The sequence below is a fragment of the Rhodococcus sp. IEGM 1372 genome, assembly GCF_030056835.1.
Taxonomy (GTDB): domain Bacteria; phylum Actinomycetota; class Actinomycetes; order Mycobacteriales; family Mycobacteriaceae; genus Rhodococcoides.
On the sequence record NZ_JASHKS010000047.1, the window covers coordinates 1 to 12,932 of the forward strand.

Consider the following 12,932-nt stretch of genomic DNA (forward strand, 5'->3'; position numbering starts at 1 on the left):
AACCCTCCATAGCTTCTCGAATGACTCACCAGAAGCTTGGCAAAGAGGGGCGTCTGACGAATGCGCGCGCATTTGCGGCGAACCCGGCGACACCCGGCGCACAAGAAAGCTCCCCACCTGCGTGAACAGGTGGGGAGTTCTTGGCGGTGGCGGAGGGATTTGAACCCTCGGACGGGGATTACCCGTCACACGCTTTCGAGGCGTGCTCCTTAGGCCGCTCGGACACGCCACCGCAGAAGACTGTACCGGAATGACGGCCTGAGGCTAAATCGCCTGCTCAGCGCGCAAATCTAGTTACCGGTGAGCTTGTCCTTGATGTTCGAGGCTGCGTCCTTGACTTTCTCGACGCCGTCCTTGACTGCGGCCGAGGTCTGGTCGCCCTTGCCCTCTGCTTCGAGGTCCTTGTCTCCAGTGGCCGAACCTGCGGCTTCCTTGGCCTTGCCGCCGAGGTCTTCGGTCTTGTTCGAAACCTTGTCGCCGAGTCCCATGAGTGTCTCCTTCACAAGTTCGGAGCGCAGCGTTGCGCTCTGCCCTCTACCCTCCACAAAATCGGACATGCAGGCCACCATGTGACGAGATCGTTATCTCTGACGGGCGAAGAATCGGGTCAACACGTCGGCGCATTCGGCTTCCAATACACCGCCGCGGACCTGTGGCCGATGGGTGAGTCGGCGATCGCGCACGACGTCCCAGAGCGAGCCGACAGCTCCGGTCTTCGGCTCCCATGCTCCGAACACCACCGCTCCGACGCGGGCGAGGACCAGCGCCCCGGCGCACATCGTGCACGGTTCCAACGTGACGGCCAGGGTGCAGCCTTCGAGTCGCCAACCGTCACCGTGGATGGCCGCTGCTCGACGCAACGCGATCACTTCTGCATGTCCGGTGGGGTCGCCCGACGCCTCCCGCGCATTGCAGGCCCGGGCTATCTCACGTCCGGTGGCGTCGAACACGACGGCTCCGACGGGGACGTCGGCATCCGATGCCTCGGCCGCAGCCGACAGTGCGGCTCGGATCATGTCCGCGTCGGACATCGGCATCGGTTACCGCCGAAGCTTGTCCACCGCTGCGGCGAACTCGCTTTCGAAACCCAGTCGTTCGGCAATGGACTGCAGTTGCTCGTCCGGATAGTCGTCGGTCTCGGCGACGATGATGCCGAGCACGGCCTCGGGCAGTCCGAGGTCCGCCAGCAGGGCGAGGTCGCCCTCTTCGTAGGGCTCGATGTCGTCGAGTTCATCGGGGTCGACGTCGGGGATCTCGATGTTCAACGCATCGAGCACGTCCGCGGCAATTTCGTAGTCCACTGCGGCGACCGCGTCGGACAGCAGGAGTCGGGTGCCGTTCGGTGCGGGACGCAGGATGACGAAGAATTCCTCGTCCACGTCGAGCAGTCCGAACACAGCTCCCGAGCTGCGCAGTTCACGCAGTTCGGTCTCTGCCGCCGACAGACTGGTCAATGCGTCGTCGGACAGCGGCGTGACAGTCCACTTGCCTTCCTCTCGGACAACTGCAACGCCGAATCCCTCGAGGTCGTCGTACTCCGGTGCGGATGCGCGGTTGTTGTTCGCGCGCTGTGCGGCCATGCGCGCAACGGTAGTCCGGTAGGGGCCGGTATTCGAAGTCCACCTCCCCTCGACGTCACCCACCTGTGCCAATCTGATCGGGTGACTTCTGCCTCGGTGTGCGTTCTGGGTCTCGGACTGATCGGCGGGTCGATCCTGCGCGCGGCACAGGGCACCGGTCGACAGGTGTGGGGATGGAACCGATCGGCCGACGCGATCGCCGGTGCTATCGCCGATGGCTACGACGTCGGCACAGACCTGAAAGCCGCTCTGAGCAGGGCCGCAGCGCAGGATGCATTGATCGTCATCGCGGTTCCGATGCCTGCCGTCGACTCGGTTCTGGCGGCAATTGCCGAACATGCGCCCGCTGCTCCGATCACCGACGTGGTGAGCGTCAAGGCCGAGGTTGCCGCGGCCGTGGCGGCTCGCGGACTGCAGGCGCGCTACGTCGGTGGGCATCCGATGGCCGGCACCAACCAGTCGGGGTGGTCGGCCACCGATCCGACTCTCTTCACCGACGCGGTGTGGGTGGTGGCCACGGGCCCGGGAGTCGACGCCGACGTGTGGGTGCGGGTGGCCCGGCTCGCCCTGGACTGCGGTTCGGTGGTGGTGCCGGCCGAGAGCGTCGAGCACGACCGCGCCGTCGCCAGAATCTCGCACCTACCGCACCTGCTGGCCGAGGCGCTGGCAATCGTCGGGGCGGCAGGAGGGCCGTTGGCGTTGGGCCTGGCTGCAGGCTCGTTCCGCGACGGGACGCGGGTGGCGTCGTCGTCGCCGAATCTCGTCCGCGCGATGACCGAGGGCAACGCGGCCGCTCTACGCACCGCGCTCGACGAGGCACTGCATGCGCTCACCGAAGCGCGCCAAGAACTGGACGAGAACTCGACGAAAACACTGGTCGACGCCGGAAACGCAGCGCGGCTGCAGTACGAGCAGCACCAGCGTTTCGAGATCACCGACATCACCCCGGGCGAGCCGGGGTGGCGAGAAAAACTGCAGGACGCGGGTCGGCGCGGTGGCGTCGTGCGTCAGATCCGTTCGGCCAGTCCCGGGTAATCGAGGACGAATCCGTCGGCGTCGACCGTGACGGACGAGGTGGAGACCGGCGAGATGACGTGGATGCCCTCGGAACCGCTGCTGTAGGTCAGCGTGGCCTCTTGAATGCTGAGGTCGAGCACGTTCACGTAGACCGTGGGCACCTCGAGGTCCTGGACCTGAGTGTGCAGACCGAATCGACGGATCGGCAGAGTGTTGAAGAAGGGGCTGAGCACCATGTCGACGTCGAGTGCGCCACTGTAGGTCGAGCGCTGATGGCTGGTGCTGTTCTCCACCATCCAGTAGCCCTCGTCGTCGCGGCTGACGGACGCCTGCCGGTCACCGGACGCGAGCGAGGTGCGCACCGACAGTCGCTTGGTGACGCCGTATTCGTCGGTCACCAGGTCGTAGGACGCGCTGAAGGCGGGGTGATCGCTGCACGCAGCGCCGATGATGCGTCCGGCAGCCTTGATGCGATTGCCGGAGAGCTGTACTCGCACGGACTCCATGCGGGGAACATCGTGGGCTCGCCACGTCAGGATCGAGGGCCAGGTTTTCGCGTCGGTGGAATCGGACGCGGGGACGGAGGCATGCTCGGCACCCGATGCTTGAGTGATCACCCACCTACGGTAGGCGACGAGGCCCCCAGAAGATCAAGCGGACGTGCCTTTTCTCGCAGTTCATTAAGGTTGTGCCCGTGACGACAGAGAACACCGGCGGCGGTCAGTTCGATTTCGCGCATTCCGAACAGGCCGCGAAGAGTCGACAGGACAAGGCGACAGCCCTCGCGCGTTACGTGTGGGACCGCGGCATCACCGGTGCCGAACTACTCGACCTCACCGACGCCGTCCGCCGAAAGCTGGCACGCGCCGCCGATCTGCATCCGCCCAGCACGATGGAAACGTGGACCATCGTGGCCGAGCTGCTCGACCGCAAATCCGCATGGGCGGCCGAGCACCCCGGTCACGACGGTGCGACGCCCCAGCATGCGGACGAGAAGATCATGTGGGTCAAGCCGCCGATCACCCCCTGGACCTAGACGAGCGAGTCCTCCCACGCCTCGTGCAGGTGCGCGAAGCTCCCCTCCCCCGCGATCAGGTCCTCGGGAGTTCCGTCCTCGACGATGTTTCCGTCGGCCATGACGAGCACTCGATCAGCGATGGCCACCGTCGACAGGCGGTGCGCGATGATCAGCGCCGTTCGTCCCTGCAGGATCGTCTCGAGCGCGCGCTGCACCAGCCGCTCGCTCGGAATGTCCAGACTCGACGTTGCCTCGTCCAGCACGATCACCGACGGCGCGGCGAGGAACACTCGTGCAAAGGCCACCAATTGCCTTTGGCCCGAGGACAATCGACCTCCACGCTTGCGTACGTCGGTGTCGATTCCCTCCGGTAGCGTCGCGATGAACTCCGTCAGTCCGACGGCGTCGGCCGCTGCCCTTACCTCCGCATCGGTCGCGGTGGGGCGTCCGAGTCGGATGTTGTCTGCCACCGAACCGGAGAACAGGAACGACTCCTGTGTCACCATCACGACGTTGCGACGCAGGTCCTCGTCGCTGATCTCCCGCATGTCGATGCCGTCGAGTCGGACGGCTCCGGCCGTCGGATCGTAGAAGCGCGCCAACAGCTTTGCCAGTGTCGACTTGCCTGCTCCGGTGGCTCCGACCATCGCGACCACTTGTCCGGCGGGTACGTGCAGCGAGAATTCCGGCAGCACGACGCGTTCGGGGCCGTAGGCGAAGTGCACGTCGTCGAACGTGATGTCGCCCCTTGCCGTTCCGATCTGCACCGGGTTCTGCGGTGCTTTCACCGACGGCTCTTCCTCGAGCACACCGGAGATCTTCTCCAGCGCAGCGGCGGCGGACTGGTAGGCGTTGAAGACCATCGCCAACTCGTCGAGCGGTCCGTAGAACCGGCGCAGATACAGCACGTAGGCGGCGAGCACACCGATGTCCATGTGGCCGTTGATCACTCGCCAGCTACCGAACACCAGAATGATGGCGAGCGTGACGTTGCCGATCCAGCGCACGATGCCGGTGTAGCTCGCCATGCCGCGCAGCGCTGCGGTGGTGGCGTCCCGGTACTCCGAATCCTCGGTACTCAGAATCGCATCGTTGCGGCCCTCGCGCCGGAACACCTGCACCGCGCGGATTCCGCCCATCGATTCGACGAAGTGCACCACGACGCGCGCGATCGCCACCCGTGTTCGACGGTATCCCTGGCGTTGTCGCCGCTGCGACCACCGGGTGACGAGCACCAGCGGAACGAAGCCGGCCAGCACGATCATCGCCATCGGAACGTCGAGATACACCAGAATGATCGCGATCGACACCATCGACAGGATGGCCGTCAACGCATCGTTGAGCGCGCTCTCGAGAAGTGTCTGCAGTGACTCGACATCGCTGGTCAGTCGCGAGATCAACCGTCCCGATGTGTACTTCTCGTGGAACGACAGACTCAGCTTCTGGGCATGGTCGAACACCCGGCCGCGCAGGTCGTACAGGATGTTCTGGCTCAACCGACCGGAGACGGTGAGAAACGCGTACGTGGTGACCATGCCGAGCAGACCGAAGCCGGTGTACCCGCCGACCGCCCACATCAGCGGACCCCAATCACCCTGTCCTGCAGCACCGACGCCGTTGTCCAGCGCATAGGCGATGAACAGCGGACCGGCGACGTAGGTGATGTTGTCGACCAGAATGATCAGGAACGACAGCAGGGCCTGCTTCTTGTACGGGCGCACCAACGAGACGAGCAACCGGCGAGAACGCCCGGCCAACACCAGGTTCCCGGTTGCGTCGACCTCCGATTCCTCACCGCCGACGCCGCGCCAATCCGCAGCTGCAGTTTGCTCAGCCATGAACCGACCCCATCACCTCGCGGTACCGCGGCGACGACGCCAGCAGTCCCTCGTGTGTTCCCTGCTCCACAATTCTTCCGTTCTCGAGATAGAGCACGCGGTCGGCCAATGCAGCGGTCGACGGCCGGTGTGCCACCAGCACCGTCGTCGAATGCGCCAACACGCGTCGCAGTTCCTTCTGCACTTTTGCTTCGGTGTCCACGTCGAGCGCGGACAGCGGGTCGTCGAGCACCAGCACCCGCGGCTTGCCGAGCACCGCCCGCGCCAGTGCGAGCCGCTGCCGCTGCCCACCGGACAGACTCATGCCCTGCTCACCGATGCGAGTGGCCAGACCCCACGGCAACTGCTCGACGAAATCCGTTGCGTGCGCGATCTCCAACGCCTCGGCCACCTCGGCATCGGACGCGTCGGGTGAACCGAGCGCGATGTTCTCGCGCGCACTGGCCGAGAACAACACCGGATCCTCGAACGCCACCGTGACGATCGAGCGAAGATCGGCCAACCGCATCGAGGCCACGTCGATACCGTCGATCGTGATGGTGCCCTCGGTGGCGTCGAACAGTCGGGGCACGAGGTTCGTCAGCGCAGTCTTTCCGCTACCGGTGTTGCCGACCAGCGCGACGGTCTCCCCCGGCTCGACGACGAAGCTGACGTCGGTCAGAAGCGGCGAGGACGCGTCGGGAAAGGTGAATCCGACGCGATTGAATTGCACTCGGCCACGGATCTTTTCGGGCAACTTGACGGGATTGTCCGGATCGGTCACGGTTTCGGGAGTGTCCATGATCTCCCAGTACCGATCCGCTGCTGTGCGCGCGTTGTTCAGCTCGGCCAGCAGGTACCCGAACGATTCGATAGGCCACAGCAGAAAGGTGACGATCGCAATGGCTGCGACGAGCGTGCCGACCGTCATGGTGCCCTGCACGATCGAGTACGTACCCACCGCCAGGATCGCGCCGATGGTGATGGGCTGCAATCCGACGATCACCGCCCAGATGATCGCCAGGTAGCGCACCTTCTTCAGTTCGGTTCCGCGTAACGTGCGCGCCTGTCGAAGAAACTGCTTGCCCAAGTAAGCACTTCGACCGAAGGCCTTGAGGACGCGAATACCCTGGATGGACTCCTCGACCGTCGTCGTGACATCGCCGGCCTGATCCTGAGCGTCACGGGCCACGACGCGATACAGCGTCTCGAACTTGGTGCAGGCGATCACCAGCGGTACCGACGTTGCCAGCATGATCAGCCCCAACTGCCAGGACTGGACCAGCAATACGCCGATGCCCACGACCAGCGTGACGGCGTTGATGATGATGAACGGACCGATGAACGCCATGAAGCGCCGCAGCGAACCGAGGTCCGCAATGGCACGCGAGAGCAGCTGACCCGATTCCCAGCTTTCGTGAGCCGAGACCGACAGCCGCTGAAGCTTGTCGAATACCGTTGCCCGCGCTGATATCTCGAATTGGCTCGACGGCCGCGAGACCAGATAGCGACGAACCCAGATACCGAGTGCATCGATGGTGCCGAGCAACAGGACGAAAGCGGCGGGCCACCAGACTGCCGAGAAATTGCGGTCGGTGATGGGGCCGTCGATGACACGCTGCATCACCAGCGGAATCACCAGACCGGTCAGAGTCGCGATGAGCGAGACCACGATCGAGGCGATGTAGAACCACTTGTACGGCAGCAGAAACGGCGCGAAACGGCGCAGTGAACTGGTCGTCCGCACTGGGTTCGGGTATGGCTGATCGACCGTTCCGGTTTCGGGATCGAGCACACCCGTAGACACAGTTCTTCTCCTTATTGCTGTGCTCGAATGATTTCATTGCACAGGCTCAGTTTCCAACCGATTTTTGGGCCAGCGCATTCCAGTGTGAAACCTCGAGCAAGGTCGAGGTCAAGTTCAAGAGCCCTCGAGTAACGTAGGGCCGTCGGGCGAGAGAAGGGCACACGTGAGCGCACGGTCGATGGTCGGGTTGTTCGCGGGGATCGGCGGGCTCGAGCTGGGGTTGGCCGAGGCGGGCTGGTCGACGCAGTTGCTGTGCGAGATCGATCCCGGAGCCGGGGCCGTCCTTCGAGCGCGTATGCCCGAGACACCGCTGCACACGGACGTCACCACTCTCCGCAGCCTGCCCGGCGACACCGAACTGGTGGCAGCGGGCTTTCCTTGTCAGGACCTGTCCCAGGCTGGACGCACCGCGGGCATCACCGGTGCCCGCTCCGGCCTGGTGGACGAGGTGTTTCGGCTCGTCACGCGGCGGCGGGGCCCGCGCTGGCTGCTGATGGAGAACGTGCCATTCATGCTGCAGCTCAGCCGCGGGGCTGCCATGCGACACATCACCGACGCGCTCGAGGACCTCGGCTACATGTGGGCCTACCGCGTCGTCGATGCCAGAGCGTTCGGATTGCCGCAGCGTCGCCAGCGGGTGGTGATGCTGGCCTCACGCACCGACGATCCGCGCGAGGTGCTGTTCTCCCAGGATGCAGGCCCGTTGCCCGACGGCGATCCGAGCACCCAACCGTGCGGCTTCTACTGGACCGAGGGAATCCGCGGTCTGGGCTGGGCGGTCAATGCGGTCCCGACGCTCAAGGGTGGATCGTCCCTGGGCATCGCCAGTCCCCCGGCGGTTCGCCTGCCGTCCGGGGAGATCGTCACGCCCGGCATCATCGGTGCCGAACGTCTGCAGGGATTCGATCCCGACTGGACGCTGCCCGCCGTCCAGCAACCCGGCGTGCGCAGCGGACATCGCTGGAAGCTCGTCGGCAATGCTGTCAGTGTGCGGATGGCGTCATGGGCCGCGCGTGCACTCGACGATCCGAAGCCGTACGACGCGTCGAACGATCTAGCTCTACTTCCCGGCCAGGCCTGGCCGACCGCCGCCTGGGGACGCGATCGAACGTCGTTCAAGGTCGCCGTGTCGACCATGCCGGTGCACGAACCCTACGAGGACCTCATCGACTTTCTGGACGACTCGAAGTTGCTGTCGGCGCGGGCCACCGCGGGATTTCTCAAGCGCGCACGCACCGGCAACCTTCGCTTCGCCGACGGTTTCCTCGACGACCTCGACGCCCACCTCGAGCGCATGGGCGGGTACGCCGAGCAGGTTCCGGTGTGAGCGCAGACCGCCCCGTCACCGACGCGAAAACCAGTGCGCGCCTGAGCAAGCAGAAGCGACGCGACACCAAGCCTGAGGTGGCGCTGCGGCGAGCACTCCACCGGCGAGGCCTGCGATATTTCGTCGATCGCGCTCCGTTGAAGGGCATGAGGCGTCGAGCAGACCTGGTGTTCCCCAGGCGCAAGGTCGCGGTCTACGTCGACGGCTGCTTCTGGCACAGCTGCCCGATTCACGCGACCGCGCCCCGAAACAACGCGCAGTGGTGGGCCGACAAACTGGCCGCCAACGTGGCCCGTGATCGCGACACGGACAGACGATTGATCGACGAGGGCTGGCGCGTGGTGCGAATCTGGGAACACGAGGATCCCACCGTCGCCGCCGACCGAGTTGAAGACGAATTATCAGGAGACTGAAACCATCTCGAGCCCCCGCGCGTCCAACCCCATGATCGGTCGAATCGAGTTCGGGGGAAAACGGTGCGTAGAAATTTGTTGCTCGCGGCGGTGGCGCTGGCGATGTCCGTATCGACGAGCGGATGCGCGGTGGTGTTGCTCGGCAACGCTTTTCCCGCAGGCAGTTCGTCGCCGCAGAGCCGGTACGGGTTCGAGATGTCGGAGGCAGACCGATATCTGGCCGATTCGGCAGAATTCGTGCGCAGTCTCGATCCTTGCGGCTTTCTCACCCAGCACGATCTCGCCGCCCTCGGCACAGTGGTGCAGCTGCGGCCCGACGGCGAATTGAGCACGTGCTCGGCCAGCCTGAATCCCGCGGGGTCGAGCGCCACCGACTCCATCTCTGTCGATCTGAACGGATATCGGCCGAGTTCCGACGACAAGGGCACCGAGCAGATCACGATCGGTGGCGAACAGGTGTATCGCGAGAACGCGTCGCACGGGTCGTGCCGCATCAGCTTCCCGCTCCGCGACGAGTTCGACGGTGCCACCGCGGGGGCCATGGACGGCTACCTCACCGAGTCCGGTCGTAGTTTCGCCGCCATCGAGGTGTTCCGCAGTGTGGGGGACGCGTGCCCCGCAGCGATATCCGTCACCGAGACAGCGCTCGCGCTGCTGGACGACCCACCACTGCGTGCCGATTCCAAGTACAACCTTCCGCTTGCCATGAAAGACCCGTGCGCGGTCCTGGAACACTTGCCCGCAACCTGGACGGTAGACCGCTGGAACCCTGCGTCCGATCCGTACCGTTGCCATTTCACGGCGTCCTCGGCAACATTCGAGGACAACTTGGCGATGCTCGACGTCTCGCTCGGCTACGTCGACGGCGACCTGCGTTCGACGGACCGCGAGCCCATCCAGCAAGGCGGCTACACCGTCGAAACACGCGGTTCCGATTCGGCGTGCTTCGCCGACATCGTGCTGGGCAACCCCGTGCTCGGCATGCCCGAGGAGGACAACACTGCCGCGCGCTATGCCCGCACAGTTCCCACCCTGACCGTCCTGGCCGACCACTGCGACTCCGCGGTCGCCCTGGCGGTGGCAACCGCCGATGTACTGACTGGCTAGCCTTGGTCGGTGCGTTCGAGAACCGAAGGCGTGGATATCCGCCGTGTCGTAGGGGCAATCTGCTTGATCCTCGCCGGACTGCTGTATTCGGCGTGGGTGGCCGAATTCTTCCTCGATACCGGACTCGACCCCACCACATCCTTCCTCAGCGAACTCGACGCCCGCGATCAGCCGTACCGCGAATTCTTCTCCACCGCAGACGTCGTCACGGGTTCGCTGATGATTCTCGCCGCGGTCCTCGGCTTCCTGGCAACCCTGCGTCGACGGCTCCTCGTCACCGGCTGGGTGGCGTCGGGCATCTTCGGTATCGCGACCATCGCCGACGCGAAACTCCCCCTCGAGTGTGTCGCGGCCGACGATCCGAGTTGCCCGATCGAACCCAGCGGGCTCTTCCCGCAACTCCATCATCTTCATGCACTCACCAGCACCATCGCGGTGTTCGCGATCTTCACCGTCATGGTTGCGTTCACGCTGGCCGCGTTCCGCTACCGGCTGTACCCGCTGCTTCGCACACTGGGCCTTGCCGTCCTGATCCTCACGACGCTGGCCACCGCGTGGCTGTTGATCGCCGATAATCTGCCCGGTCAGTACGGTCTCGGCATCGCGCAACGGATTCAAGTGGGCGGCATGTCGGCGTATCTGGTGGTGCTGGGCTGTGCGCTTAGACTCGGCGTATGTCCTTCACCGCGACCGAACTGAACGGATCCAAGGTCGAGCAGTACCAGCAGCTCACCGAGCAGGCCCGCGGCCTGGTCTTCGAAGAACCGAATTTGATCGCGAACGCCGCCAATCTCTCCGCGTTGGTCTATCACGCTCTGCCCGAGGTCAATTGGGTCGGTTTCTACCTGTACGACGGCACCGAACTGGTGGTCGGGCCGTTTCAGGGTCAGCCTGCCTGCGTGCGCATCGCCCTGAGCAAGGGTGTCTGCGGAGCGGCAGCAACTACCCGTGAGACACAGCGCGTCGCGGACGTCCATGCCTTCCCGGGCCACATCGCGTGCGATGCCAACACTCGCTCCGAGGTCGTCGTACCGCTGTACCAGGGCGAGACCCTGATCGGTGTGTTCGATCTGGACAGCCCTGTCCCCGACCGCTTCGACGCCGACGATCAGGCCGGCCTCGAAGCGATCGCGGCGGTTTTTCTCAACTCTCTGGGGTAGAACCAGCTGCCGCCTCGAAGAACCAGGCCATGACCAGCGCACCGGGGTCGACGACGCCGCGTGCGGCCTCACCGACGTAGCTGGCGCGGCCGCGGTTGGCAGTGATGTCCTTCGTCGATTCGGCTCCGGATTTCGCCGCGTCGGCAGCGTCCTGCAGGGTGCCGCCGTCCTTCTCGAGCGCGTCGACGGCCGGGGCGATAGCGTCGACCATCGTCTTGTCGCCCACCCGGGCGCCACCGAGTTCGGTGATGCTGTCGAGTCCTGCCCTGGCGGCCTGTCCGATAGCCGCGAGATCCGGCTCGGTTTCGAGCATCGTCCGGTAGAACTGGCGGAACCAGATGCCGAACAGCGCTCCGGACGTACCGCCTGCGTGGCCGAGGTAGGCCTCGCTCACCCCCTCGAATACCGTTGCTGCCGAGTAGCTTTCCTTCACAGCGTCCAGATCGAGCTGTTCGAGGGCGGCCACCATGTTGGTTCCGAAATCGCCGTCGCCTGCCTTGCGGTCCAGCTCGGTCAGGGCCGGTTCCTCGTCGAGTACCCGCTGCGCCCACGACCCGATCCACTCCGAGACGAACGCCGATCGGTCGCCGGTGTCGGACGGCGTGAAGGTCGGTCCGAATGCGCCGCGTTCGGCCACCGGTTTCGCGCCACGGCTCGATGCGTTGGGCCAGCCGGGTGCGTCGGTGGGTGCATCCCAGAGTTCGAGCATCTCGTCGTCTGCGCGGACCAGGGTGATCGAGGCTCCGCCCATGTTCAGCGCTGTGACGAAGCTCCCGACCAGCGAGCGGGAAATCTCGATCCCTTTGCCGTGGAGGTATTCCGAGAGTTCGCCGAACAGTAGATGCAGTTCCAGCGGATGCGTTGCCCCGAGCCCGTTGACGATCGCGATCACCGTTTCGCCCGACTTCAATCCGAGCGAATCCACGATGGGCTCGGTCAGCTTCTCCACGATTTCCTGAGCGGGCAGCTGGGATACGCGGTCGGTGCCGCGTTCTCCGTGGATACCGATGCCGAGTTCGATCTCTTCCTTGGGCAATTCGAAGGACGGTTCGTCCGCTCCCGGCAACGTAGGCGGGTTCAGCGCGACCGCCATGCTGCGTGCGTTCTCCGCGGTTCGACGCCCCAGCGCGACCACCGCCTGCAGGCTGTCGCCGCGTTCCGCTGCTGCGCCGCACACCTTTTCGACGACGATGGTTGCTGCGGTGCCGCGTCGACCTGGACCGTCCTCGCTCTCACTGGCCACGTCGTCGTCGACGAGAACGACGTCGGCCGCAATACCGTCTTCCTGCAACAGCTCTCGAGCGATCATGAAGTTCATCACGTCGCCGGTGTAGTTCTTCACGATGTGCAGCACTCCGCCGCCGGAGTCCACGGCCTTCGATGCCTCGTGCACCTGGAGCGCGTTGGGTGAGGTGAAGATCAGACCCGGGCACGCGCCGGTGAGCATGCCGCGTCCGATGAAGCCGGCGTGCAGCGGCTCGTGGCCCGATCCCCCACCGGACAGCAGGGCGACCTGACCGTCGGAGATGCGGTAGCGGCGGGTCAGAAATCCGGGATCGGCATGCCACGTGACGTCGTCGGTGGCGGCGACGAAACCGCGGAGGGCGTCGGCGACGAATGTTCGAGGGGAATTGGAGAACATGGCTCCACCCTAACCACCTGCGCCGCGTCCCTTCATCGGTTCTG

The 12,932-nt window shown here is 65.0% G+C and carries 14 protein-coding genes and 1 tRNA gene; 7 read left to right on the top strand and 8 right to left on the bottom strand.

Going from position 1 to position 12,932, the window contains the following annotated elements; all coding sequences use genetic code 11:
* Positions 1-141 precede the first annotated feature (141 nt).
* The 4 genes from QM590_RS23215 to QM590_RS23230 all read right to left on the bottom strand — a co-directional run bounded on the left by QM590_RS23215 (position 142) and on the right by QM590_RS23230 (position 1,580).
* Positions 142-232 (bottom strand) — tRNA-Ser (locus QM590_RS23215).
* Positions 233-290: 58 nt separating this feature from the next.
* Positions 291-488, bottom strand: a complete 198-nt coding sequence (locus QM590_RS23220) for a CsbD family protein (RefSeq protein ID WP_269596581.1) — start codon at positions 486-488, stop codon at positions 291-293.
* A gap of 93 nt (positions 489-581) precedes the next feature.
* Positions 582-1,031: a nucleoside deaminase gene (locus QM590_RS23225; protein WP_411741382.1), complete on the bottom strand. Its 450-nt coding sequence runs from the start codon at positions 1,029-1,031 to the stop codon at positions 582-584.
* Between the two features lie 9 nt (positions 1,032-1,040).
* Positions 1,041-1,580 (bottom strand): tRNA adenosine deaminase-associated protein, encoded by a 540-nt coding sequence (locus tag QM590_RS23230; RefSeq protein ID WP_068054716.1) that lies wholly within the window; start codon positions 1,578-1,580, stop codon positions 1,041-1,043.
* A 63-nt stretch (positions 1,581-1,643) separates the two neighbouring features.
* Here QM590_RS23230 and QM590_RS23235 point away from each other — a divergent pair, with 63 nt between their 5' ends.
* The gene (locus QM590_RS23235) at positions 1,644-2,615 is read left to right on the top strand and encodes a prephenate dehydrogenase (protein WP_411741383.1); all 972 of its coding nucleotides are present in this window, start codon (positions 1,644-1,646) and stop codon (positions 2,613-2,615) included.
* Here the strand turns inward: QM590_RS23235 and QM590_RS23240 are convergent.
* Positions 2,588-3,103: a putative glycolipid-binding domain-containing protein gene (locus tag QM590_RS23240; RefSeq protein ID WP_068054710.1), complete on the bottom strand. Its 516-nt coding sequence runs from the start codon at positions 3,101-3,103 to the stop codon at positions 2,588-2,590. The genes QM590_RS23235 and QM590_RS23240 overlap by 28 nt on opposite strands.
* A gap of 188 nt (positions 3,104-3,291) precedes the next feature.
* Between QM590_RS23240 and QM590_RS23245 the strand changes: the two genes are divergently transcribed.
* Complete coding sequence (locus QM590_RS23245) at positions 3,292-3,633, top strand: hypothetical protein (protein WP_149407214.1); 342 nt, start codon at positions 3,292-3,294, stop codon at positions 3,631-3,633.
* Here QM590_RS23245 and QM590_RS23250 read toward each other — a convergent pair.
* Both QM590_RS23250 and QM590_RS23255 read right to left on the bottom strand, forming a co-directional pair.
* On the bottom strand, positions 3,630-5,453 hold the full coding sequence (locus QM590_RS23250) for an ABC transporter ATP-binding protein (RefSeq protein WP_269596578.1): 1,824 nt from the start codon (positions 5,451-5,453) through the stop codon (positions 3,630-3,632). The two genes, QM590_RS23245 and QM590_RS23250, sit on opposite strands and share 4 nt — an antisense overlap.
* The gene (locus QM590_RS23255; protein ID WP_269596577.1) at positions 5,446-7,239 is read right to left on the bottom strand and encodes an ABC transporter ATP-binding protein; all 1,794 of its coding nucleotides are present in this window, start codon (positions 7,237-7,239) and stop codon (positions 5,446-5,448) included. Before QM590_RS23255 ends, QM590_RS23250 begins: the two co-directional genes overlap by 8 nt.
* A 178-nt stretch (positions 7,240-7,417) precedes the next feature.
* Between QM590_RS23255 and QM590_RS23260 the strand changes: the two genes are divergently transcribed.
* The 5 genes from QM590_RS23260 to msrC all read left to right on the top strand — a co-directional run bounded on the left by QM590_RS23260 (position 7,418) and on the right by msrC (position 11,246).
* Complete coding sequence (locus tag QM590_RS23260) at positions 7,418-8,566, top strand: DNA cytosine methyltransferase (RefSeq protein ID WP_269596583.1); 1,149 nt, start codon at positions 7,418-7,420, stop codon at positions 8,564-8,566.
* Positions 8,563-8,979 (top strand): very short patch repair endonuclease, encoded by a 417-nt coding sequence (locus tag QM590_RS23265; RefSeq protein WP_269596576.1) that lies wholly within the window; start codon positions 8,563-8,565, stop codon positions 8,977-8,979. Before QM590_RS23260 ends, QM590_RS23265 begins: the two co-directional genes overlap by 4 nt.
* 63 nt (positions 8,980-9,042) lie before the next feature.
* Entirely contained in the window at positions 9,043-10,086 is a 1,044-nt protein-coding gene (locus QM590_RS23270) for a hypothetical protein (protein ID WP_269596575.1), read from the top strand.
* Between the two features lie 9 nt (positions 10,087-10,095).
* A complete protein-coding gene (locus QM590_RS23275) occupies positions 10,096-10,785 on the top strand; it encodes a DUF998 domain-containing protein (RefSeq protein ID WP_269596574.1) in 690 nt (229 codons plus the stop codon).
* Positions 10,761-11,246 (top strand): free L-methionine (R)-S-oxide reductase MsrC, encoded by a 486-nt coding sequence (gene msrC, locus QM590_RS23280; RefSeq protein ID WP_068054645.1) that lies wholly within the window; start codon positions 10,761-10,763, stop codon positions 11,244-11,246. Before QM590_RS23275 ends, msrC begins: the two co-directional genes overlap by 25 nt.
* On the opposite strand, the gene QM590_RS23285 is transcribed toward msrC, so the two are convergent.
* Positions 11,230-12,888 (bottom strand): dihydroxyacetone kinase family protein, encoded by a 1,659-nt coding sequence (locus QM590_RS23285; protein ID WP_094668648.1) that lies wholly within the window; start codon positions 12,886-12,888, stop codon positions 11,230-11,232. The two genes, msrC and QM590_RS23285, sit on opposite strands and share 17 nt — an antisense overlap.
* Between the last annotated feature and the right edge of the window lie 44 nt (positions 12,889-12,932).